This is a genomic window from Streptomyces sp. NPDC002446 (assembly GCF_053595675.1).
Genome location: NZ_JBSFYC010000093.1, coordinates 1 through 23,277 on the forward strand (window position 1 = coordinate 1; position 23,277 = coordinate 23,277).

The 23,277-nt window shown below is 73.7% G+C and carries 19 protein-coding genes and 1 tRNA gene; 11 read left to right on the forward strand and 9 right to left on the reverse strand.

The genetic code is table 11. The annotated features are described in order from the left end of the window. Positions 1-110: 110 nt before the first annotated feature. Positions 111-3,344: an amidohydrolase family protein gene (locus ACWD6P_RS33200; RefSeq protein WP_451447909.1), complete on the reverse strand. Its 3,234-nt coding sequence runs from the start codon at positions 3,342-3,344 to the stop codon at positions 111-113. Between the two features lie 180 nt (positions 3,345-3,524). Between ACWD6P_RS33200 and ACWD6P_RS33205 the strand changes: the two genes are divergently transcribed. Continuing rightward, positions 3,525-4,448 carry an alpha/beta fold hydrolase gene (locus ACWD6P_RS33205; RefSeq protein WP_451447910.1) on the forward strand — a complete coding sequence of 308 codons (924 nt, stop codon included), beginning with the start codon at positions 3,525-3,527 and terminating at the stop codon, positions 4,446-4,448. A 44-nt stretch (positions 4,449-4,492) separates the two neighbouring features. On the opposite strand, the gene ACWD6P_RS33210 is transcribed toward ACWD6P_RS33205, so the two are convergent. From ACWD6P_RS33210 to ACWD6P_RS33220, 3 genes are all read right to left on the reverse strand, one after another. Next, on the reverse strand, positions 4,493-5,401 hold the full coding sequence (locus tag ACWD6P_RS33210) for a transketolase family protein (RefSeq protein WP_451447911.1): 909 nt from the start codon (positions 5,399-5,401) through the stop codon (positions 4,493-4,495). A gap of 69 nt (positions 5,402-5,470) precedes the next feature. Beyond that, positions 5,471-6,193: a transketolase gene (locus ACWD6P_RS33215; protein WP_451447912.1), complete on the reverse strand. Its 723-nt coding sequence runs from the start codon at positions 6,191-6,193 to the stop codon at positions 5,471-5,473. Positions 6,194-6,274: 81 nt separating this feature from the next. Next, on the reverse strand, positions 6,275-6,568 hold the full coding sequence (locus ACWD6P_RS33220; protein ID WP_451447913.1) for a YiaA/YiaB family inner membrane protein: 294 nt from the start codon (positions 6,566-6,568) through the stop codon (positions 6,275-6,277). 165 nt (positions 6,569-6,733) lie between these two features. On the opposite strand from ACWD6P_RS33220, the gene ACWD6P_RS33225 reads away from it, so the two are divergent. From ACWD6P_RS33225 to ACWD6P_RS33250, 6 genes are all read left to right on the forward strand, one after another. After that, positions 6,734-6,810 (forward strand) — tRNA-Pro (locus ACWD6P_RS33225). Positions 6,811-7,058: 248 nt separating this feature from the next. Further along, entirely contained in the window at positions 7,059-7,547 is a 489-nt protein-coding gene (locus ACWD6P_RS33230; RefSeq protein WP_451447914.1) for a helix-turn-helix domain-containing protein, read from the forward strand. 79 nt (positions 7,548-7,626) lie between these two features. Continuing rightward, the gene (locus ACWD6P_RS33235) at positions 7,627-8,244 is read left to right on the forward strand and encodes a hypothetical protein (protein ID WP_451447926.1); all 618 of its coding nucleotides are present in this window, start codon (positions 7,627-7,629) and stop codon (positions 8,242-8,244) included. Next, complete coding sequence (locus ACWD6P_RS33240) at positions 8,237-9,457, forward strand: MAB_1171c family putative transporter (protein ID WP_451447915.1); 1,221 nt, start codon at positions 8,237-8,239, stop codon at positions 9,455-9,457. Before ACWD6P_RS33235 ends, ACWD6P_RS33240 begins: the two co-directional genes overlap by 8 nt. A 160-nt stretch (positions 9,458-9,617) precedes the next feature. After that, positions 9,618-10,844 (forward strand): cytochrome P450 family protein, encoded by a 1,227-nt coding sequence (locus tag ACWD6P_RS33245; protein WP_451447916.1) that lies wholly within the window; start codon positions 9,618-9,620, stop codon positions 10,842-10,844. Positions 10,845-11,053: 209 nt separating this feature from the next. Then, positions 11,054-12,190: a D-alanyl-D-alanine carboxypeptidase family protein gene (locus ACWD6P_RS33250; protein ID WP_451447917.1), complete on the forward strand. Its 1,137-nt coding sequence runs from the start codon at positions 11,054-11,056 to the stop codon at positions 12,188-12,190. 35 nt (positions 12,191-12,225) lie between these two features. Here the strand turns inward: ACWD6P_RS33250 and ACWD6P_RS33255 are convergent, their stop codons facing one another. The 5 genes from ACWD6P_RS33255 to ACWD6P_RS33275 form a co-directional block, all read right to left on the reverse strand. After that, positions 12,226-12,840 carry a DUF309 domain-containing protein gene (locus ACWD6P_RS33255; RefSeq protein WP_451447918.1) on the reverse strand — a complete coding sequence of 205 codons (615 nt, stop codon included), beginning with the start codon at positions 12,838-12,840 and terminating at the stop codon, positions 12,226-12,228. A gap of 70 nt (positions 12,841-12,910) precedes the next feature. After that, complete coding sequence (locus ACWD6P_RS33260; RefSeq protein WP_451447919.1) at positions 12,911-13,978, reverse strand: TolB family protein; 1,068 nt, start codon at positions 13,976-13,978, stop codon at positions 12,911-12,913. Next, entirely contained in the window at positions 13,975-15,297 is a 1,323-nt protein-coding gene (locus ACWD6P_RS33265; RefSeq protein ID WP_451447920.1) for an MFS transporter, read from the reverse strand. The genes ACWD6P_RS33260 and ACWD6P_RS33265 overlap by 4 nt, the downstream gene beginning before the upstream one ends. 37 nt (positions 15,298-15,334) lie before the next feature. Then, positions 15,335-16,321: a metallophosphoesterase family protein gene (locus ACWD6P_RS33270; protein WP_451447921.1), complete on the reverse strand. Its 987-nt coding sequence runs from the start codon at positions 16,319-16,321 to the stop codon at positions 15,335-15,337. A 146-nt stretch (positions 16,322-16,467) separates the two neighbouring features. Continuing rightward, complete coding sequence (locus ACWD6P_RS33275; protein ID WP_451447922.1) at positions 16,468-16,800, reverse strand: DUF427 domain-containing protein; 333 nt, start codon at positions 16,798-16,800, stop codon at positions 16,468-16,470. Between the two features lie 185 nt (positions 16,801-16,985). Between ACWD6P_RS33275 and ACWD6P_RS33280 the strand changes: the two genes are divergently transcribed. The 4 genes from ACWD6P_RS33280 (at position 16,986) to ACWD6P_RS33295 (ending at position 23,136) form a co-directional block, all read left to right on the forward strand. After that, positions 16,986-19,049 carry a SpoIIE family protein phosphatase gene (locus tag ACWD6P_RS33280; RefSeq protein ID WP_451447923.1) on the forward strand — a complete coding sequence of 688 codons (2,064 nt, stop codon included), beginning with the start codon at positions 16,986-16,988 and terminating at the stop codon, positions 19,047-19,049. Positions 19,050-19,154: 105 nt separating this feature from the next. Continuing rightward, positions 19,155-20,555: a glutamine synthetase family protein gene (locus ACWD6P_RS33285; protein ID WP_451447924.1), complete on the forward strand. Its 1,401-nt coding sequence runs from the start codon at positions 19,155-19,157 to the stop codon at positions 20,553-20,555. Further along, complete coding sequence (locus ACWD6P_RS33290; RefSeq protein ID WP_451447925.1) at positions 20,555-21,718, forward strand: amidohydrolase family protein; 1,164 nt, start codon at positions 20,555-20,557, stop codon at positions 21,716-21,718. The genes ACWD6P_RS33285 and ACWD6P_RS33290 overlap by 1 nt, the downstream gene beginning before the upstream one ends. A gap of 176 nt (positions 21,719-21,894) precedes the next feature. Further along, entirely contained in the window at positions 21,895-23,136 is a 1,242-nt protein-coding gene (locus ACWD6P_RS33295) for an MFS transporter (protein ID WP_451447927.1), read from the forward strand. Positions 23,137-23,277: the final 141 nt, after the last annotated feature.

Consider the following 23,277-nt stretch of genomic DNA (forward strand, 5'->3'; position numbering starts at 1 on the left):
CTCCCCCTCCCGCTCGGCCTGACGACCGTCGGCCCGGCGCCCGCCGGAAGGACCCGCGATGACCGCGCCACCCCACGCCACCCCGGCCGTCCGCCGCCGGGTTGCGCGCGTCAGTGCGAAGGCGCGCAGCAGGACTCGCGGCGCTGCTGCCGGCCCACCTCCAGCCAGTCCGTACCGGACGACCGCAGCGCTCGGTCGGCGGGCGCCGGGAAGGCGCCCACCAGCTCCCGCTGTTCGAAGAGGCGCCCGCCGCGCAGCACCCCGGAGGTCCGCACCAGCGAGTCGAAGTCGCTGAACGGATCGCCGTCCACCAGCGTTATATCGCCGAGCTTGCCGACCTCCAGCGTCCCCAGATCCCGCTCCGCGCCGAACACCCGGGCGGGCAGCGCGGTCGCGGTCCGCAGGGTCTGCCCCACGCTGAGGCCGGCGCGGTGCAGCGCCCGCAGACACAGATGCAGGCCCAGTCCCACCGGGGTCAGCGGCTGGTCGGTCCCCAGCGCGACCAGCCCGCCGCCGCTCAGCACCCGCCGGTAGACACCGACTTCGGTCTCGATGTCGGCCAGCTGCGCCGGGGTGGGACGGTGCCCGGCGCCCTCCCGTACGACCGCGGAGTCCCAGGGCGGCATCAGCCGCCGCACCCGTACGTCGTCGGCCAGCGCCGGATCGTCGCCGAGCAGGGCGCGCGCCGAGAACGGGGTCGCGATGATGTGGAAGTCGCTCCCGGTGTAGACCTCCTCCACGTCCTGGTAGGCGTGCCCCGAGCTGGACACCGCGTGCCCGAACTCCGCGCGCTGAGTGGCCTGCAGATGGGTGGTCAGGTCCTGGCCCAGCTGTATGCCCGGGGTCAGCAGATGGCTGCCGGCGCGGACTCCCAGCCGGTCGTGGGCGAAGCGGGCGGCCTCGGCCATCACCCAGCCCGGCGCCCGTACGTAGGTCTTGACGAAGTCCCAGTCCAGGGCGGCGCCGCGGGCCAGCGACCGCCGCAGACCGGCCCGGGTGCGGTGCGCCCGGCCCATGCTGTACGCGACCCGCCCGCCGTCCAGCAGCTCACCGCAGGTCAGCAGCCGCGGCCCGGCGAGCACGCCGGCCGTCACCGCCTCCCGGATGCGGGCCTGTTCATAGGAGAAGCCGCCGCAGGAGACCGCGGTGGTGATGCCGTACGCCAGCTGCAGCGCGGTCTGCCGGCCGCCGTAGGTGATCTGCCAGGGGTGGGTGTGCGCGTCCCACAGGCCCGGCAGCACGGTCCGTCCGGACGCGTCCACCCGCCGGGCCGCGCCGGGCCGGGACGGGCGGTGCGGTTCCACGGCGGTGATCCGGCCGTCCCGCACCACCACATCGACGTCCTCGCGCACCGCCTCGCCGGTGCCGTCCCAGAACCTGCCCGCGTGGACGACGGTGTCCCGGGCGCGCGAGGGCCGGTGGTCGAGGGCGAGCGGGACGGTCCGGGCCGGGCCGCCGGACACCGCGATCAGCCGCAGTCTGCCCGCCGAGAGGTACAGGAGCGTGCCGGAGTCGCCCGACCAGGAGGGATGGTCGGCGCACTCGTCGGTCAGCCGCCGCGGCTCACCGTCGGGGGTGCCGTCGGGACGCACCGGGAGCACCCACAGCGCGGACTCGGCGATCAGCGCCATCCAGCGGCCGTCGGGTGACCACACGGGCCCGGAGTCATAGCGGTCGGCGATCGAGACGTGCTCGGCGACGGCGAACAGCCGCCCCGCGCCGGTCTCGGTGTCCACGACCCGGATGACGTTGTACCCCTCGCGGAAGCGGCGGTTGAGGCGGTTGCGGTCGCAGTACGCCAGATAGCGGCCGTCCGGTGACCAGCTGGGGCGGCCGGGCAGCCCGCCGGCGCCCATCGGCGCGGCCAGCACCCGCTCCCTGCCGTCGGACAGCGTCCGCACGACGAGGTTGCCGGTCATGTCGAGCGCGGCCAGCCGCCCGCCGTCCGGCGACAGCGCCGGCTGTACCCGGCCTCCGGTGGCCAGCACCGTCTCCTCGCCGGAGGCGACGTCCCGGCGGCGCACCGCGAACAGCCCGTCCCGGTCGTCCGCGTACAGCAGCGCGCGCCCGTCACGGGACCAGCTCGGCGCCAGGACGTAGCGGGTGGCGTCGGCCCGGACGACTCTGCGGGGCGCGCCGCTTCCCGAAGTGGGCGCCACCCACAGCGAGTTGAGGGCGGCGAAGGCGACCTTGCGGCCGTCGGGGGAGAGCGCGGGCAGATGCACCCCGCGCACCGGACGCACGGCCGTCCGCTCGAATCCGTAGTCCTTGACGCGGTAGCGGGGGCGCTCCAGCGGCAGCCGGGCGGTGAACGGGATGGTCTCGGCCCGCTGCGGGGCATCGGGCCGGACGATCCGGAACTGCCCGCCGACCGTCAGCAGCAGCTCGTCGGGCGAGACCCAGCGCGGCGGCACCGGCTCCACATCGCCGTCGACCGCCACCCGCGCACCGTCCACCACCAGCGCGCAGGTCGGCCCCGGAGAGTCCGTGGTCCGCAGATAGGCGAGCCGGCCCGTGGGGGACAGCGCCGGCACCATCACCTTGGCGGCCGCGGTCTCGGTGTGCTCGGTGCGCACCGCGCCGCTCCCGTCGGCGGGCACCGAGGCGACCGTACGGGAGGCCAGTGCGGTGTCCGACACCTGACCCCGGACGAAGAAGATCCGCGAGCCGTCCGGCGACCAGCAGGGGTCGAAGTCCTCCCAGGCGCCGTCCTGGTGGGGGCCGTCCTGACCGGGCAGCCCGGTCACCCGGGTCAGCCGCCGGGTCTTCACCTCCAGCACCCAGATCCGGTACGGGCTGCCGGTCACCGCGTCCCCGCCCCGCTCGGAGGCGAAGGCGATCCGGGTGCCGTCCGGGGACCAGGCGGGGCCGCGGTCGTCCCAGGGCCCGTCGGTCAGCTGCCGCAGTCCGGAGCCGTCGGTGGCGAGGGTCCACAGATGGAAGTTGCCGCCCCGGTAGGCGCAGAGGGCGATCCGGCGGCCGTCGGGGGAGTGCACCGGACGGGTCGGCTCCAGATCGGCCGGGGTCAGTGCCACCGCGTCACCGCCGGCCCGCGGCAGCGACCACAGCACGTTCTGCACCTCGGCGATCAGCCGGTCGCCGGCCGGTGCGAGGGAGGCCGCGCCGTTTGTGGCGGACGTGAAGGACAGAGCGGTGCCCGCCGTCGCGCCGTCCGCTGCCGTGGCGGCGGGGGCGGCGACACCGGCCAGTCCCGCCGCGGCGGCGGCCGAGGCGGTGCCCTGCAGAAATCTGCGGCGGGACAGCGGCGAAGGGCGAGGGGGCGGGGGAGGAAGAGGGGAGCCGGGCGGTTCGGGCGAGTTCTCACAACGGTCCGTGGTGTCCAACGATCCTCCTGCGTAAGGGGGTTGCGGCACTGGCGCCAGGAAAGAACCGGCTGATCGTGTCATGGTGCGCGGGTCGGTGGTCAACTGCGCCGCGCGCCCCTTGGCACACCGCCGCCCGGGGCGCGAGAGTGGGCGCCGACGACCCGTCAGCCACCGCCCCGGCAGTCAGGAGACGACGCCATGCAGGCCATGCAGCAGGACTTCCACCAGGCACCGGACGGCGCGCGGATCGCCGTCTACACCTGGCTCCCGGAGTCCGGGCACCCGCGCGCCCTCGTCCAGATCGCCCATGGCGCGGCGGAACACGGCAGGCGCTATGCGCGCTTCGCCCGTTTCCTGGCCGGTCACGGCTACGGCGTCATCGTCTCCGACCACCGGGGCCACGGCGCCACCGCCGCCTCCACCGGGGGCCGCGGTGTGGTCGGTACGGACTCCTGGCGGGCCATCGTCGCCGATCTCAAGGGCATCGGCGATCACGCGGCCGCCGCCCACCCCGGGATCCCCCTGGTCCTGCTCGGCCACAGCATGGGCTCGATGCTGGCCCGCGACTACGCCCAGGAGTACGGCGCCGACCTCGCCGGGATGATCCTCACCGGCACCTTCCGTACCCTGCCCGGCCTGGACATCGAGGGCGCCGTCGCCGAGCTGGAGGCGGAGGTCGCCGCACAGGGGCGCACCATGCTCTCGGGCTTCATCCCGCGCACCTTCCGCTCCTTCAACGACGCCTTCACCCACCGCACCGGCTATGAGTGGCTCTCCCGCGACGCGGCCGAGGTGGACGCCTATGTCGCGGACGAGGACTGCGGCTTCCCGTTCTGCGCCGGCCTCGCCCTCGACTGGGTACGCGCCATCCGCAAGATCAACGACCCGGGCAACCTCGCCCGCATCCCGCGGGGACTGCCCGTGCACGTCGCCGTCGGCGACCTCGACCCCTGCAACCAGCGGATGACCCTGGTCCATGAACTCCTGGAGGACTTCCGCTATCTGGGCACCCGCGACCTGACCTGGAAGGCGTACCCCGGCGCCCGCCACGAGATCCTCAACGAGACCCACCGCGACGAGGTCCAGGACGACCTGCTGGCCTGGCTCGACAAGCGCATCTGAGCCCCCCGCGCACCGGGGCCCGCCGTCAGTGCCCCGCGCCGCCGTCAGGAGCGCGACCGCACGAAGGCGGAGATCCGCTCGCGCAGCCCCCGCGGGTCCAGGCCGTGCGCCGCCAGGTGCTCGTCGAGCTGCCCGTAGCGGCGCAGCTCCTGGCGGCCGACGCCGAGCCCCAGCACGCGGTGCGCCCGGTCGGCCAGCGCGTCGTTGGCGAACCGCGTCGAGGTCCCGGCCAGATACGGCTCGACGATCACGACGTCCGAGGCGTGTGCCGCCCCGGTCGCGGCGCGCAACGCCCGGTCGTCGAAGGGCCGCACGGTCGTGGCGTACAGCACGCTCACATCCATCCCCTCGGTGGCGGCGAGCACGTTGTCCAGCATCGGGCCGACGGCGATCACCACGCCGCGGCGCCCTTCGCGCAGGGTGCGGAAGCCGGTCCCGTCCACGGGCCGTGGCGCATCGTTGACCTGCACGGACAGCCGGACGTACACCTTGTCGTCGCCGGCCGCCGCGGCCTTGCGCAGCAGCGTCTCGGCCTCGTCCGGATGCCCCGGCACATGGACGGTCCAGCCGTCGAGCGTGTCGAGCAGTGCGACATCGCCGGGCGCCATATGGGTGAAGCCGCCGCTCGGCCAGTCGTAGGAGCCGCCGGCGCTCACGAGTACGCCGCCGACGCCCTGGTGGCCGAAGTCCAGCTTCACCTGCTCGAAGGGGCGCTCCACCAGGAAGCTGGCGAAGGTGTGCAGTATCGGGCGCAGCCCGGTGAGCGCCAGCCCGCCGCCCACCCCGATCAGCAGCTGCTCCCGGATGCCGACGTTGACCACCCGGTCCGGATGCCGCCGGGCCGCCGCGGCGAAGCCGTCCGCGCCGATGTCGGCGAGTACGACCGCCAGCCGCGGGTCCTCCTCCAGCAGCCGCGAGGTGACCGAGGCGAAACGCTCACGCATGGTGTCCATCACTGAAACCCTCTCGAAGTTCTGGTCGGTGTCACGGCGCCCGGGACGGTGGCCGGGCGCGGCGGGCGGTCAGGCGCCCTTGGGCTCCACGCGGGCGACCACGGCATGCGGACGGCCCGGGTGCGGCGCGCTGAAGGCCGCGTACAGCGCCTCGTGGTCACGGCCGTCGACGGTGGTCGCGGACCAGCCCGCGGCCGCGAACCGGGAGGCGATTCCGCCGTGCCACCCATGGGTGGCGGAGGTGTTGTCGATGACCAGGGTGTGCAGCCGGTCCAGGCCCGCGGCGCCCGCGTAGGCCAGCGCCTCGTGGTTGCTGCCCTCGTCCAGTTCGGCGTCGCCGATCAGCACCCAGACGGCCGGATCCTGCCGCCCCTGGGCCCGCAGCCCGAGGGCGGTGCCGACGGCCAGCGGCAGCCCGTGCCCGAGCGATCCGCTGCCGATCTCGGCCCCGGGCACCAGCAGCCGGTCGGGGTGGTGGCCCAGCGGGGAGTCGTACGCCCCGAAGCCCGGGAGCAGGTCGGCCGGGAAGAAGCCCTTGGCGGCCAGGACCGCGTAGTAGGCCATCGGGCCGTGGCCCTTCGAGAGCAGGAAGCGGTCCCGGTCGGGGTCCTCGGCGGTGGCGGGGGAGACCCGCAGGACCCGGTCGTAGAGGACCCAGAGGGCGTCGAGCGTGGAGGTGGCCGCCGGGCCGTGCTTCTCATCGCCCGTCATCAGGGCCATCAGCCGGGGCAGTTCGTCGAAGCCGGTCCGTGGCGGCGGTCCGGCCGGCGTGTGTGTCGTCGTGTGCGTCATGCCGTCGAGCATGCAACCTCAAGTTCGCTTGAGGTCAAGCGCCGGACCGCCGGCCGGGAGCCGCGCGGTCCGGCGCCGGGATCAGACCTGCCCCGGCTTGAAGACGTCCTGCTCGATGAGGAGCTTGTCGATCCGGGCCTTGTCCACCCGGTTCGTCACCTCCGCCACCTCCTGCCGGTCGCGTACGCACTTGGCCAGCGTGAACGCCGAGGACACCACGAAGATCAGGCCGAGCGCGAGGAACCCGCGCTCCCAGGGCCCCACCGGCAGTTTGATGATCCCGATCATCAGCGCCGTGAGCGACAGCCCGAAGGAGATCGCGGACTGGACGAAGAAAGCCGTCGTCGTCGGCCGCTGAATCGATGGAGTAGTCATGCGCGTAGCGTGTCGGCGCCGTGATGCCGGCGCATGAGTACGGGTACTCATCCGCTCCGCCCGCTCGCCCGCGCCACGGCGCCGCAATATGGCAGCACCCACCCTCTGACATGCGGTATTGTTCTTGTGCGCGGTCAGCCGGGACAACCCGGCCGGAACGGGCATCGGGACGTGGCGCAGCTTGGTAGCGCACTTGACTGGGGGTCAAGGGGTCGCAGGTTCAAATCCTGTCGTCCCGACCAGCGACTTTTCGCAGGTCGGAAGCCGTCTTCTCTGAAGAGAAGGCGGCTTTTTCGTGTTGTTCCGCAGGCGGTGTGCGGGCGCTGGGCCCGGCGACCCGTTCCGCCGTCACTCAACTCATGGTTAAGTCCGGCGGCCCTCACTGTCCGTAAGTGGACTGGTGCGCCCCGTGCGTCGCATGACAGGATGGTGAACGCCATGGGGGCGGCCTTAACTGTTCGTTGGGCTCGATCGATTGGGGGACGTAGGCATGGGCGTGGGGGGCGGCAGTCGTTCCAACGGGGCGGGCGGTGTGCTCGCGGAGCGGCTCAACCACCTCTTCGCGAACATGCACCCGCCGGGGGCCCCGTACACCAACGCCCATGTGGCCGATGAGATCAGCGGCGGTGCGGACGAGTACGGCGGGGTCAGGGTCACCGAGCAGTACCTGTCGATGCTGCGCAACGGCCGGCGGACCAATCCGAGCCCGGAGCTGCTGCGGGCGCTCGCCAAGTTCTTTGCCGTGCCGGTCGGTTATCTGCTGGGGGACCTCTCACAGCCGCAGGCCGCGCGGGTCGAGGAAGAGGTCCGCTTCCTCGCCGCGATGCGCGACCAGCGGGTGCGGGCCATCGCGCTGCGCTCCGTAGGGCTGCCGCCGGAGGTGCAGGACAGCCTCACGACGATCATCTCCCAGTTCCGGCAGCAGATGAATCTGCCGGGCGACCCGCCGGAGCAGGGCGGTGACCGGCGCGGTGAGTGACGGCATAGGGACCGCGGAACGCGACCAGATCTTCGCTTCCTGGCAGCGGACCGGAGACGAGGACGGGACGAGCATGCGAGTGGGTCAGATACGCAGGCGGTGCAAGCGGCTCATCAAGGACCTGGCGCTGCCCGCCGCGACCGATCTGCGCGGAATGTGCGACCTTGTCGCCGCGCGGGTGGAGCGGCCCGTCCACCTGGTGCCGATGAGCCTGGGCGGTGTGGTCTCCGGCATGACGGCCGTCACGGACGAGGGCTACTGGATCTTCTACGAGCTGAAGACCTCGCCCTGGCACCAGGCCCACATCGTGCTGCACGAGCTGAGCCACCTCCTGCTGGGGCACGGCCAGGACCCGGCCGTCACCGAGGACGCGCTCAGGATGTGGACGCCGTCCGTCGACGTCACCACCGCCCTCAAGCGGATGGGCCTGACGATGGGCTTCGCCCGGCACCACGGCTATGACAACCTCGCCGAGCGGGAGACCGAGGTGCTCGGCACGCTGCTCATGGAGCGGGTCGCCCCGTCGGCGGCCGAACGCGAACTCCCCCTGGAGGGACAGGCGGCCGAGCTGGCGGCGGCGCTCGGCCCGGCCCTCCAGCACATCCGGCGGGAACAGGACGCAGACGCACCGGCCGGCCGCGCGGTCTCCGGCGGCGCCGAAGCGGACGCGGCGGAGGACGGGGGCCCGCGTGTTTGACGTCATCTACCTCTCGTTCGGGCTGGCCGCCTGGGTGATCGTCGGGTACAAGTCCGTCGCCTGGTTCCGCGACCGCAGCAATGCCGACCTGGGGCTGGCCTGTGTGATGACCGGCGGTGTGGCGACCGTCTTCCTCTTCTCCGCGCCCAGTCTCTACCGCGCCTTCGACCGGCTGGTCGGTGTCGCCAACCTCGCCATGGTCTTCCTCTACTCCTCCGTCGTGGTGTTCGCCGCGGGCGCGCTGGTACTGCTGCTGCGCTGGACGGCGGGCGAGGGCGCGAGTGCGCGGGCCCGGGCGCGGTCCAGGGCGCGCGCCGCCGTCGGCGGGGTGGCCGTACTGTGGGCGGTGGCCGTCACCGGCTTCGCGGTCGGCCGACCGGACGCCGTCGAGCACCCCCGTGACTTCAGCACCGCGTACACCGACTCGCCCGGAGTCATGCTGTTCCTGGTGCTGTATCTGGCCATCTTCGGATCGAGTCTGGCGGGCCTGGGGACGCTCTGCCCCCGCTACGCCGCCCGGCTCGGCGGCACGTATCTGGCGCGCGGTCTGCGGGTGCTGGCCGCGGGCTGCTGGCTCGGCCTGGTCTACTGCGCCTGCAAGGTGATCGGCTTCGTCCTGTCCTGGACGGGCCACCCGGCGCTCTGGCTCTCCAACGGGGTGGCACCGCTGAGCGCCTCGGTCGCGGCGCTCCTGGTCCTGGCCGGCTTCGCGCTGCCGGCCGCCGGTCCCCGGGTCGCCGCCTGGCGCCGACTGCGCCGTCTCTCGCCGCTCTGGCGGACCGTCACGGCCCAGGCGCCGGAGGTCACGATGAAGACCTCGGCATGGTCGGTGCGCTGGCCCTTCGCCGACCTGGAGTGGCGGGCCAACCGGCAGATGGCCGAGATACGGGACGTACAGCGGGGAATCCGCCGCCATGTGGAGTCCGACGCGGTCGACATCGCCCGTGAACGGGCCCGTGCGGTCGCGCTGGACGACCGGCAGCTGGCAGCCGTCGCCGAGGCCGCCGCGCTCCGCCGCGGTCTGGAGAACCGCGCGGTCGGCCATGTCCCCGCCCACGGCGCCGACAGCGTGGTGGTCGCCACCGGGTCGGGACAGGCCGAACTCGCCGCGGAGTACGAGCACTTGGCGCTGGTCGCGGACGTCTACCACTCACCGCTGATCGAGACCGTGCTGACCGAGCTGCGGCAGCGGAGCTCGGTGGCGTACGGCTGACGCACCACCACAGACGCGGGTGGCCTGGCACGGGGGTCCGGGCCGCCCGGCGCGACGGAGCGGCGGCACCGGTCACACGGACCGGTGCCGCCCTCCCACCCGCCCCTTGACGCGTGGAGCGGAGGGAGGGGCGTGGCACGGGTCTCCTAGAGTCGGGATCATGCAGAACACCGCTAAGACCGGCCCCGACGCCCCCATGGACATCACGCCCCTGCTGGACGATCCGTATGCCGCCTACGCCGCGCTGCGGGAAGCCGGGCCGGTGCACCGGATCACCGGTGCGGACGGCAACCCCGCCTGGCTGGTCACCCGTTACGACGACGTCCGCGGTGCGCTCGCCGATCCGCGGCTCTCGCTGGACAAGCGGCACGCCACCCCGGGCGGCTACCGGGGCTTCGCGCTGCCGCCCGCGCTGGACGCCAATCTGCTCAACATGGACCCGCCGGACCACACCCGGATCCGCCGCCTGGTGGTCAAGGCGTTCACCCCGGGCCGGGTCGAGGCGCTGCGCGAGCCCGTACGGCGGGTCGCCGACGGGCTGCTGGACGCGATGGCGGAGCGCGGCGGTCCGGCGGATCTGATCGCCGACTATGCGGGGCCGCTGCCGATCACCGTGATCTGCGATCTGCTGGGCGTCCCGGAGCACGACCGCCGCGACTTCCTGGCGTGGTCGGACGCGCTCATCACGCCGGACCCGGCCCGGCCGGAGCTGATGAAGCAGGCGGTCGGGGCGATGCTGGAGTTCTACACCGGTCTGATCGCGGCCAAGCGCGCGGAGCCGGGCGACGATTTGCTCTCGGACCTGATCGCGGTGCGCGACGACACGGACGGCGGCGGGGCCGGCGACCGGCTCAGCGAGGACGAGCTGACCTCGCTCGCCTTCCTCATTCTCTTCGCCGGATACGAGAACACGGTCCACCTCATCGGCAACGCCGTGCTCACCCTGCTCGACCATCCGGACCAGCTCCGTCAGTTGCAACACAATCCAGCCGAACTGCCGACCGCGGTCGAGGAGTTCCTGCGGTACGACGGCCCGTCACCGCTGGCGATCCGGCGCTTCGCCAAGGAGGACGTGGAGATCGGGGGCGTACGCATCCCCGCCGGGGAGACCGTGCTGCTGTCGATCGCGTCCGCGAACCGCGATCCCGCCCGTTTCCCCCGGTCGGACACGTTCGACCCCGGCCGGGACCTCTCCGGGCACCTCGCACTGGGGCACGGCATCCACTACTGCCTCGGCGCCCCGCTGGCCCGCATGGAGGCCGTCATCGCGCTGGACGCGCTGCTCGCCCGCTTCCCCGGGCTGCGACTCGATGCTCCGCGGGGTGAATTGCGGCACCGTCGGGCACTTCGCGCACGTGGCCTGATTTCGCTCCCCGTCGCCTGGTAATCGGCAAACGAACAAGTTTTTGAGGAAAAACCGTTCGCCGATGAGGTAGAAAGGTTCCTGTGACCCGCCCGGTGTGCATCCCCCGTCGCACCGGGCGGGTCCTTCTTTGCAGCTGTTGCAGATGCGACACGCCGAGCACTCCGGGGTTCTGATGGCCCGTCTGGCCCACCCGCGCTGCGGGCCGGCCCCGCCCTCCATACCGTGACGGCATGGCAAGTGACGCGCGTGTGTCCAAGAAGGCAGCTGCGCTGGCCCTGGCGGCCGTCGTCGGCGTCTCGCTGTCGTCCTTACCGGCCGCCGCCGATGGTCAGACGACCCGTCAGCCGGCGTCGGCCGCCGACGGGGTGCAGGCCGTCACCACCCGCGGCGCACCGAAGCTGCCCCGCGGGCTGTCCGCGCTGTCCTGGATGGTGGCCGACGCGGAGACCGGCAATGTGCTGGCCGCCAAGAGCCCCCACCGCAGGCTCGCCCCGGCCAGCACCCTCAAGACGCTCTTCGCGGTGACCGTCCTGCCGAAGTTCGCGGCCGGCGCGGTCCGCCGGGTCAGCTCGGCGGACCTCGCGGGCCTCGGGTCCGGCAGCAGCGTGGTCGGCATCCAGCGGGGCCGCAGCTACACCGTCAACGACCTGTGGTACGGGGTCTTCCTGCGCTCCGGCAACGACGCGGTGCATGTGCTCGCCGCGATGAACGGCGGCTGGCAGGCCACCGCCCGCGAGATGCAGCAGACCGCCCGCAGGCTCGGCGCGCAGGACACCACCGTGAAGTCCCCGGACGGCTATGACGCCCCCGGCCAGGTGTCCTCCGCGTACGACCTGACGCTCTTCGCCCGCGCCGGCCTCGCCCAGGAGGACTTCGCGCGCTACTGCTCCACCGCCCGCGCCCCGTTCCCCGGCGCCGGCGGCACCACCCAGATCGAGAACACCAACCGCCTGCTGGTGGGCTCGCACGGGATGTCCCGCTACCCCGGCATCATCGGTGTCAAGAACGGCTACACCTCGAAGGCCGGCAACACCCTGATCGCCGCCGCCCGCCGGAACGGCCGCACGCTGCTGGTCACCGTGATGAACCCGCAGTCACAGGTGTACAACGGCGTCTACAAGGAAGCCGGTTCGCTGCTGGACTGGGGCTTCGACACGGCCGAGGACGCGGAACCGGTGGGCACGCTGCACGCCGTGAACGCCGCCTACGACGGTGGTGGTGGTCCGCTCCGCCCGGCGGCCGCCGTCGGGGCGGGCGCAGCCGGAATCGCGGTCATGGGGCTGGGCGCGCTGCTCGCCCGGTGGCGGTACCCGCGCGGCCGGGGCGGCGCCGGGCGCGGGGCCGGGGGTGGGGCCGGGAGGAGGTAGACCGAAGGCTCCGCACGTCCCGGCGGAGCCCGGTGTCATCCCTCGCCGGCGCGGCGTTCGCCGGCCTGGTCCCCGGCCGTTCGCAGCCGGGGCGCGGTCTCCGCCGCCGGTACGGCGACCGGAACGGTCAGACGCCCGGTCAGCTCCCGGGCCCAGACCAGCAGTCCCCCGACGTCGATCCCGTAGGGGGCGGTGTCCGCGTACGGTCTGATGGCCGCCGTCCCCCGGTCGAGCAGCGCCGTGCCCCCTACGGCATTTCCCCGGGCCGCATGGGTGAGTCCCACCGCGAGCTGGGCCAGCCCCCGCCACAGCTCGCGCTCCGCCTCGGGCGCCGACTTCCAGGCGTCCTCGAGCACCTCATGGGCGTGGAAGGGCATCCCGGCGTCCAGCAGCCGCTGGGCCTCGGCGAGGGACTGCGCCGGCGTACGGAGCACCCCCTCGGGCTGCCGTGCCACACCGGGGGCGCCGTACGGCAGCGGGCGGCCGAGACCGTCGCGCGGCCGGGCGCTGCGGGCCCGTCCCTGCTCGTCGCGGTCCCGGCGGCGGTCGGTGGCGCCGCCCTCGTCGCGGGCCGGGCGGGCGGCCCGGCCGGATTCGCCGCGGGGTTCGTCGCCCTGGGGGCCGTGGTGGGGTTCCGCCGTGTCGTTCACCCCTCAATTGTGCGCCCGGTGCCCGCCCGCGCCGCGCCGGCGCGGTACCCGCGCCCCTGACGGGCGGCCCCTACGGGACGCGTACCGGAGAGGAGGCGTCCGGTACGCGCAGGGACGGGCTCCCGCTGCCGTCCGCCGGTACGGTCCAGACGTCGGAGCGCCGGCCGGCGCGGCCCGGCAGGGCGTAGGCCAGGGTGCGGTCGTCCAGCCAGGCGGCCTGGTCGTCGACGCTGCGGGTCTCGGCGAGCGGGCGTTCGCGGCCGGTGCGCAGGTCCAGGACGTACAGCCGCCAGGGATCGGTGGCGCCCTCGCGGACCCGCTTCTTGAACGCGAGCCGGGTGCCGTCCGGGGAGAGCGCGGGGCACTCCACGTTCCGGCGCAGCGTATGCGCCGCCCATCTGCGCATATCGCCCTGGACGAGGTAGGTCTTCCCCTTCGTCGAGACGGTGGCGTAGAAGCGGTTGTCGTCGCGGGCGAAGGTGACGCCCCAGTAGTTGACGTCCGGGGAGTGGTAGCGGCGGCCGTCGAGGGTGAGCGGGATCTCCTCCATGTTCTTGATGAGGTAGCCGGTGCGGGTGTCCAGGATGGACGTACGGGTGGAGAACGCGGTGGTGGCGTAGGAGTCGCCGGTGGCGAACATCGTCCACGACAGCATCCGCCCGGAGGCCGACACCCGCGCCCGGTTGGGGATGCCGGTGAGCGCGATCCGCCGCTTCTCCCGCAGCCGCCGGTCCAGGACGACGGCGTACGACCTGGGCGGGATGCCGGGACGGCGCTGCAGGCAGAGCCCCGTGCCGCCCGCCGCGTAGAAGCGCTCGCAGGCCGGTCCGCCGGTGGTGCGGCGCTCGGGCCGGTGCGCCGGGGCCGGGGCGGGCGTGGCGGCGGTGCCGTCCGGCGCGGGGAGGCGGGCCACCCGCCCTGCGCCGGCGCCGGTACTGCGGAAGTACAGCCGGCCGTGGTCGAGGCCGAAGGCGGAGGCGGCGCCGGCGGGTTCGGCGCGCCGCGCGGCGCCGACCGTGTAGACGACGGCGACGGTGGCGAGGACGGCGGTGGCGGCCGCCACGGCGACGATCCGGGCGCGCAGCGGGAGGGCGGCGGGCCGGGGCGACGGGGCGGGAGCGGGGCGGGGCGGAGTCATGTGCGCGACGGCTGCCTTTCCGGGCGGTCCTGGGCGTGCGGTCCGGCCGGGCGGTCCCGGCGGGGGAGCAGGGCGGCGGCCGCCGCCACCGCCGCGGTCAGCGCGAGGACGGCGACGACCAGCGCGGGACGGATGCCCCACAGCGTCCAGGCGGCGCCGAATCCGGCGGCCGCCAGCAGCCGGCACAGCGCCTGGCCCGTCTGCAGCAGCGCCATCCCGCTCGCCCGCCGCGCGGCGGGCAGCACCGGGCCGGCGAGCGCCATCAGGACGCCGTCCGTGGCCGCGTAGAACACCCCGAGCAGCAGCAGGACGCCCACCAGCAGCACCGGCCCGGCACCGGTCGTCAGCAGCAGGACATAGCCGGCGAGCAGCGCCAGGTGCCCGCACAGGAACGGCACCCGGCGGCCGATCCGGTCGCCGAGCCGTCCGGCCGGCACGGCGAGCAGCAGATAGACCGCGGCCGCCCCCAGCGGAAGCAGCGGGAACCAGCTCACCGCGAAGTCCAGCCGCCGCTGGAGCAGCAGATACAGGAACGAGTCGCCGATGGTCGCCGCGCCGAGCAGCGCCGCCGCCGCGAAGATGCGCCGGAAGGCGGGGTCGCGCAGCGGCGCGAGGAGCGGTGTGCGGGGACGGGGCGCGGCGGCCGGCGTCCCCTCGTCGCCGGGTGCCGCGCCCGGCCCCCGCCGGGCCCCGGACCTCGCGGCCCGGCCCGGCACGAACGCGACCAGCAGCAGCACCCCCACCACGCCGACGCAGAAGCTCACCACGAACACCGCGTCATAGGCGTCGGCCGTGGCCCACAGCAGGGCGAACGCCGCGAGCGGGCCCAGCAGCGCGCCGGTGGTGTCCATCGCGCGGTGCACACCGAAGGCCCGGCCGAGCGCGTCCGGCGGGGCGCTGAGCGAGATCAGCGCATCGCGCGGGGCGGTGCGTACGCCCTTGCCGATCCGGTCCGCGGCGAGCGAGGCGCCGATGCCGAGGGTGCCGCCGCCGGCCAGCAGCAGCCCGAGCCGGGACAGCGCCGAGAGGGCGTAGCCGGTCCCCGCGACGAGCTTGTGCCGCCCGCCGCGGTCCGCCGCATGCCCGCCCAGCAGCCGCACCAGCGCGGTGACGCCGTTGTAGAGGCCGTCGAGGAAGCCGAACTGGAGTGGTGATAGCCCCAGTTGGAGGACGAAGTAGAGGGGCAGCACGGCGGTGACCATCTCGGAGGAGACGTCGGTGACCAGGCTGACCGCGCCGAGGGCCAGCACCGTGCCCCCGACGCGGCCGCGCGTCACCCGTGTCGCCGTCGCGGCCGCGTCCGTGGTCGCGAGATACATCAGTCAGACCGCCCGTGGGTCCCGCCCGCCGCGCGGGTCAGTGGCACTGGTAGGCGGGGCTGCTGTCCTTCGTCTTCCCGTCCGTGCCCACCAGCTCCCAGGAGAAGCCGGTGTCCGTGAAGTTCAGCTTCACCACCCCGAAGGTGTCGGTGAGCCGCTTCTCGCTGTTCGGCTGGACCTCCTCGATCTTGTACGGGTCGGCCCCGCCCATCCCGCCGAGGAGTTCCACGATTCCGTCCGGGGCGGGCTTGCCGTCCGGGTCCTGCGGGGCGAAGCGCTCGTAGTGGTGGTCGTGGCCGTTGAGGACCAGCTCGGCCTTGGCGTCGTGGAGCAGCTTCCAGACCGGGCGGCTGACCGGGTCGTTGCCGTGCTCGCCGGAGGAGAAGAGCGGGTGGTGCCAGTAAGCGGCCACGCACTTCTTGGAGTTGGCGGCGAGGTCGGCCTTGAGCCAGTCGGTCTGCGCCCGGTCCAGGCTGTTGGAGTCCAGCGCGATGAAGTGCCAGTTGTCCTGGTCGAAGCTGTAGTAGCTCTTGCCCTCGGGGTAGGCGACGGAGCCGAAGTAGGCCTTGTACCCGGCCAGTTGGCCGTTCGGGTCGTAGGTCTCGTGGTTGCCCGGGGCGGGGTGCGTCTTGTTCTTGAAGGCGCCCCAGCTCGTGTCGTAGTACTTCTTGAAGTCCTTGAGCCGGGCGTTGTCGTACTGGTTGTCGCCCATGGTCAGCACGAACGCCGGGTCGATCTGCTTGACCAGCGCCGCGGTCCTGGGGTGTGCGCAGTCGCTGTCGCCCGCCGTGCACCGCTCGGCGATATCGCCCGCCGCGACGACGGTGAACCCGGCGGCGTGCGCGCCCGGTGCCCGGTCGGGCGCGGCGTCGGCCCGCCCGGCGTTCGACCACAGCGCCACACCGCCGACGAGCGCGAGCGCCGCGCCCGCGGCGGCGGGGATGCCCCATCGGGTGTGCCTGGCCGGGGTCCGGTGCCGGTTCGGCGGCGGTACGGGCTTGTCGGCGCGGGGGGTGGACGTCATATCCGTCTCCTGGGTCGGCGTGGGGAGCCGTCCCAGGAATCCTGACGTCCAGCCATGTACGCGTCAAGGATGCGCCGCTTTTTGTTAGTAAAGTTTCCTACCTGTTCACCCGGCCGCGGTCGGGACCGGACCCGGAGCGGTACGGCTCACCCCAACTCGACCTCGTAGAAGCAGAGATGGTCCTTGACCTGCGCGACCTCGGAGTGCGGCTCAGGGTAGGCCCATGCGATGTCCTGCGGGCCACCGGGAAGTGACCAGTAGGAGGCGGTGCCCTTGAACGGGCAGACGGTGTGCGTCTCGGAGGGGGTCAGCAGATCGGTGCGTACGTCCTCGGGCGGGAGGTAGTAGCGCACGGGGTAGCCGGTCTCGGACAGCAGCAGCGGGCGGCGGCTGTCGGCCAGCAGCAGGCCGCCGATCCTGACGCGGACGTGGTCGGTGCCCTGCTCGATCTCGATCCGGTGGCCCTGGGTGGCGCTCATGGTCGTGTCCCTTCGGTCGCAGGAGAGGGTGCCTGCGGGGCCGTCCCCGGGCCCTGCTGCCCTTGAGGACCAAGGGTAGGAGGGCCCACTGACAATCCACGGTCGCCCGCCGGGCGCGGCCGGTGACGACAGGGGGCGATCGGCTGGACACGCCGCAATCCGGGTGAATGTGGCAAAGTGACGACATGGCTGACCGGGGAGCGAAGCGGCCCACCGTGTCGGTGCCGGACGACTGGCCCGCCCACCCTGACCTGACCCTTGCCCTCAACGGCATGGGCGGCTTCGACTGGGACCTCGACAGCGGGCTGATGCACATGGACCCGCCCGCCCTCGAGGTCTTCGACCTGCGCCCCGCCGAGTACGACGACCGCCCGGAGACCCTCAGCTGCCGTGTCCCGGCCCATGAGGCGGCCCGGCTGGACGCCCTGGTGGCCCGTGCGCTCAAGGACGGCAGCGACTCGTACGGCGCCTACTTCCGGGTACGGCTGCGCGACGGGGAACTGCGCTGGACCCACGCCCAGGGCAGCATCCGCCGCGACCGGGCCGGCCGGCCCCGCCGGATCATCGGCGTGGTCCGCGACGCCAGCCACGAGTACACCCACGCGGCGGAGCGGCTCGCGGTCGATGAGGAGCGCCGCCGGCACACCAGCGTCGTCGAGCGCACCACCGCCGCCCTCGCGCACGCCAGGACCGTCGGCGAGGTGATCGCGGTCCTCGCCGACGAGCAGGGGCTGAGCCGGCTGGGCGCCGAGAACGTCATCCTCGGCCTGGTCGAGGCGGGCCGCATCCGGCTGGTCTCCGAGGGCAAGGCGGGCAGCTTCGTCCCCGACCTCGAGTACACCCGGGTCGGCGACGAGTTCCCGATGAGCGAGGTGGTGCGCACGCTCACCCCCCGCTATGTGCACAGCCGCGCGGAGTTCCAGAACGGCTACCCCCGTTTGTGGCCCGCCATCGAGCCGCTGAACGTCAACTCCGCCGCGTATCTGCCGCTGATCGCCCAGGGCCGCCCGATCGGTGTGATCGGCCTCTTCTTCGAGCGCGAGAGCGAGTTCCGCGACCAGGAACGCAACGTCCTGGTGGCGCTCGGCAGCAGCATCGCGCAGAGCCTGGCCCGCGCCATGCTCTACGACCAGGAGCACGACCTCGCCGCCGGGCTCCAACAGGCCATGCTGCCGCGCCGGATCCCCGGCGTCGCCGGCGCCCAGATCGCGGTCCGCTACCGCTCCGCCCGCATGGGCCGGGACATCGGCGGCGACTGGTACGACGTGATCCCGCTGCCCGACGGCCGGGTCGCGGCCGTCATCGGCGACGTCCAGGGCCATGACACCCAGGCCGCCGCGCTGATGGGCCAGCTGCGGATCGTGCTGCGCGCCTACGCCGCCGAAGGGCACACCCCCGCCACCGTCATGGGCCGCGCCTCCGCCTTCCTCAACGAACTCGACACCGACCGCTTCGCCACCTGCACCTACGTCGACGCCGACCTGAGCACCGGCGCGGCCCGGATCGTCCGGGCCGGCCACATCGACCCGCTGCTGCGGCACGCCGAGGGAATCTGCCGCCGGCTGCCGGTGGCCGGCGGACTGCCGCTCGGCATCTCCTCCGAATTCCGGCGGCTCGACTACCCCGTCACCACCGTCCAGCTCGCCCCCGGCGACACCCTGGTGCTGTGCACCGACGGCATCGTCGAACAGCCCGGCACCGACCTCGACGAGGGGATGCGGGAGCTGGCCCGCGAGATCCGCGACGGCCCGCAGGACGTCCAGCAACTCGCCGACCGGCTCTGCGAGTCGGCGGGGGAGCGGACCGGCGAGGACGACATGGCGCTCCTGGTGCTCAGGCGCCTGGGCGCGCCCGAACACGACACCGTCGGGCGGTTCCGCCAGCACATCGCCCCCGCCGACCCCGAAGGCCTCTCCGCCGCCCGGCACATGATCCGGGCCGCGGTACGCGCCTGGGGCGCGGCCGAGCGCTCCGAGGAGATCGAGCTGGTCGCCGACGAACTGATCACCAACGCCCTGCTGCACACCGACGGCGAGGCCGTCGTCGACATCCGGATGCCGCACAGCGTCGAGCGGCGCCTGCGGCTGGAGGTCGAGGACCACTCCAGCAGCCTGCCGCGACGCCGCGAACCGGGCGAGGCCGGAGTCTCCGGCCGCGGCCTGCTCCTCGTGGACCGGCTGGCGGATGTCTGGGGTGTGGAGCCGCGCGGCGGCGGAAAGTGCGTATGGTGCGAGTTCAACTGCCCCTGACCGGGACGGGGGTACCTCCCGGCGCCAGCCGGGGAGCGTCGAGCCCCGGCCATCAGCGGGGGGACGGGCGCCGAGAGATCGGCACGGTCGAGTGAGGACGGCACTATGGCAACGCGGGCCGCGGAGCAGCGCGAGGAAGCCCGCCGGGTGGCGGCGCGTCTGGAGGCGGAAGCCGTCCGGAACGTGGCACTGACCTGGGTGGACAATGCGGGCATCGTCCGCGTCAAGACCGTTCCGGCGCAGCGGCTCGCGGACGCCGCCGAGCGCGGCGTCGGGATGTCGCCCGTCTTCGACGTCTTCACCTCCGACGACACCATCACCGAATCCGACCACCTCGGCGGGCCCGACGGAGACCTGCGGCTCTTCCCCGACCTGGACCGCGTCACCCCCCTCGCCGCGCAGCCCGGCTGGGCCTGGGCCCCGGCCGACCGCTACGACCCGCTCGGGGCGCCGCACCCCGCCTGCCAGCGGCAGTTCGCCCGGCGGATGGCCGAACGGGCCACCGCGGCCGGCCTCGAACTGCGGATGGGCTTCGAAACCGAGTGGGTGGTCACCCGCGCCCCCGACAAGCACCGCCCGGACGCCGCCGATGCGTACGAACCGCTCGACTACCCCTGCGCCGGCCCCGCCTACGGCATGACCCGGATCGTCGAACTCTCCGACTACCTCCGCGATGTCACCGAGGCGCTGACCCTCCAGGGCCTCGACGTGCGCCAGCTCCACCCCGAGTACGCGCCGGGCCAGTTCGAGGTCAGCACCGACCCGGGCGACCCGGTGCGCGCCGCCGACGACGTGGTGCTGGTCCGCGAGACCATCCGCGCGGTCTCCGCACGCCACGGACTGCGCGCCTCCTTCGCCCCCTCGGTCGTCGCCGGGCAGGTCGGCAACGGCTGCCACCTCCACCTCGGCCTGTACCGCGACGGAAGGAGCCTGCACCGCGCCCCCGACGCCCCCTGGGGCCTGGCGCCGGACGCGTCGGCCTTCCTCGGCGGCATCCTGAGCGCGCTGCCCGCCCTGCTCGCCATCGGCTGCCCGTCACCGGCCAGCTATCTGCGGCTGCAGCCCTCCCACTGGGCCGGTGTCTACCAGTGCTGGGGCGTGGAGAACCGCGAGGCGGCGCTGCGGCTGGTCACCGGCGCCCCCGACGACCCGGACGGCGGCCACGCCGAGGTCAAGACGTTCGACGCCGCCGCCAACCCGTACCTCGCCGTCGGCGCGGTGATCGCCGCCGGACTGCACGGCATCGACTCCGCGACCGCCCTGCCGGAGCCGCAGACCGGCGACCCGGGCACCCTCGGCGTCCGCGAGCGCGCCCGGCGCGGCATCGTACGGCTGCCCGCCACCCTCACCGAGGCCGCCGACCGGCTGGAGAAGTCGGCGCCGCTGTACGAGGCGATGGGCGAGGTGCTGCACGGCGCGGTGCTCGCCGTCCGGCGCGCCGAGGAGGCCCGCTTCGCCGGGAGCGAGGCCGAGGAGATCGCCGCCGCCACCCGCTGGCGCTGGTGATGCCCGCGCACGTCCCGGGGAGGGGCCCCGGCTTCGACGACGGCCTGCCGCCGCTGGTGGACCATCACTGCCACGGCGTGATCCGGCACGAACCGGACCCCGGGACGTTCGCCGCGTACCTCACCGAGTCGGACCGGCCGCCCGCACCGGGCACCAGCTTCTTCGACACCCAGGCCGGTTTCGCCGTCCGCCGCTGGTGCCCGCCGCTGCTCGACCTGCCCGCACACTGCCCGCCCGACCGCTACCTCGCCCGCCGCCGCGAGCTGGGCCCCGACGAGACCCGGCGCCGTCTGCTGCGCGCCACCGGCATCGGCGCCTACCTCCTGGACACCGGGCTGCCCGGCGACCTGACGGGCCCGCGGGAGACGGCCGCCGCGGGCGGCGCCACCGGGCACGAGGTCGTACGGCTGGAGACGCTCGCCGAGCGCACCGCGGCCGCCGCAGACGACACCGACGACCTCCCCGGCGCCCTCGCGCACGCCGTCCGGGAAGCCGCCCGCACCGCCGTCGCCTTCAAGTCCGTCGCCGCCTACCGCCACGGCCTCGCACTGGAACCCGGGCCGCCGGACACCGACGCGGTACACACCGCCGCCCGCGCCTGGACGGCCGCCGGCGCACCCCGCCTGACCGACCCCGTCCTGCTGCGCCATCTCATCTGGCTGGCCGTCGCCACCGGGCGCCCCCTCCAGCTCCACACCGGCTTCGGCGACCCCGACCTGCGGCTCGACCACGCCGACCCGGCGCTGCTGACCGACCTGGCCCGGGCCACCGCCGACACCGGCACGGACCTGGTGCTGCTGCACTGCTACCCGTACCACCGCCAGGCCGCCTACCTGGCGAGCGTCTTCCCGCACGTCTACGCCGACATCGGACTGACCCTCACCCACACCGGAGCGCGGGCCACCGCCGTACTCGCCGAATTCCTGGAGCTCGCCCCCTTCGGCAAACTGCTCTTCTCCACCGACGCCTACGGCCTTCCCGAGCTCTACGCCGTCGGCAGCGCGCTCTTCCGGACCGCGCTGGCCGGCGTCCTCGGGGAGTGGACCGCCGCCGGCGCATGGTCGGACGCGGACGCCCGGCGGGTGGCGGCGATGATCGCCGCGGACAACGCACGCCGGGTGTACGGACTCGCGGAGGCGGACGGCCCGGCCGCCGACGAGTAGCGCAGCCATGCGCCGGGGCCGCCGCCCAGCGGCCCCGGGCCCCTCGTCCCGCCCTGCCGTCCGCGGCACTCCCGCCCCGTGCTTTACTGCGCCGCGTGGCCCCTACAACGACCTCCGGCACGCCCTCCGACGCGACCCCCGGCGCAACCTCGGACGCGGGCTCCGCAAAAGCCCGAATCCCCCTGCGCTCCCGGATATTCGCCGATCTGACGCCGCTGCGCACCTCCCCGGACTACCGCCGCCTGTGGTGCGGCAACACCGTCTCCTGGATGGGCCAGCAGATGACCGCTCTCGCGGTCTCGCTCCAGGTCTACGCCATCACCGGCTCCACCTTCTCGGTCGGCCTGGTCGGCCTGTGCTCGCTGGTCCCGCTGGTCGTCTTCGGCCTGTACGGAGGCGCCATCGCCGACACCGTCGACCGCCGCAAACTCGGCCTCTGCAGCGCCGCGGGCGCCACCGCGATGTCCATCACGCTGGCCGCCGCCGCACTGGCCGGATACCACCGCGTCTGGCTGCTCTACACCGTCGTCGCCCTCCAGGCCGTCTGCTTCGCGATGAACGCCCCGGCCCGCTCGTCGATGATCCCGCGGCTGCTGCCCACCGAGCAGCTCCCGGCCGCCAACGCCCTCAACTCCCTGACCAGCAACCTCGGTCTGATGGGCGGCCCGATGCTGGGCGGTGTCATCGTCGGCCTGTGGGGCTACCAGGCCGCGTACCTGATCGACGTGGTGGCCTTCAGCGGCTCCCTCTACGCGATGTGGCGCCTGCCGTCCATGCGCCCCGACCAGGGCGAAGGACCGCGGCGCCGGGCCTCCGTCCTGGACGGTCTGCGCTTCCTCGCCACCCGCCCCAACCTGCGGATGACGTTCTTCTCCGACCTGGCGGCGATGGTGCTCGCCCAGCCGCGCGCCCTGTTCCCCGCGGTCGCGGTGCTCTGGTTCGCCGGCGACGCCAAGACCGTCGGCCTGCTGGTCGCCGCGCCCGCGGTGGGCGCCGTACTGGGCGGACTGTTCTCCGGCTGGCTCGGCGGGATCCGCCGGCACGGCCTGGCCATACTGATCGCGGTGGCCTCGTGGGGCGCGGCCATCGCCTGCTTCGGGCTCTCCCGGCAGCTGTGGCTCGGGCTGTTCTTCCTGGCGGTGGCCGGCTGCGCGGACACCGTCTCGATGGTCTTCCGCAGCACCATGCTGCAGGCCGCGACGCCGGACGCGATGCGCGGCCGCCTCCAGGGCGTCTTCATCGTCGTCGTCGCGGGCGGCCCGCGCCTGGGCGACTTCCTCGCCGGCACGGCCGCCGACCTGACCTCCCCCGCCACCGCGGTCATCGGCGGCGGCCTGGCCTGCGTCCTCGTGGTCACCGCGCTCGGCCTCGGCCGCCGGGCGTTCGCGCGGTATGACGCGGGGGATCCTCGACCGTGACGCTGCGCTTGGCTTGGCCCTTCCGCTGCGCTTTGCCTGGGTCGACGTTTGGCTTGCTCGCCGTTGCGCCTGCGGCGGGCGTTGCCGCTGCGCGGGGCTTTTCGGGTGGCGGTGTCGGTCCTCCGGGGCAGGGTGTCCGGA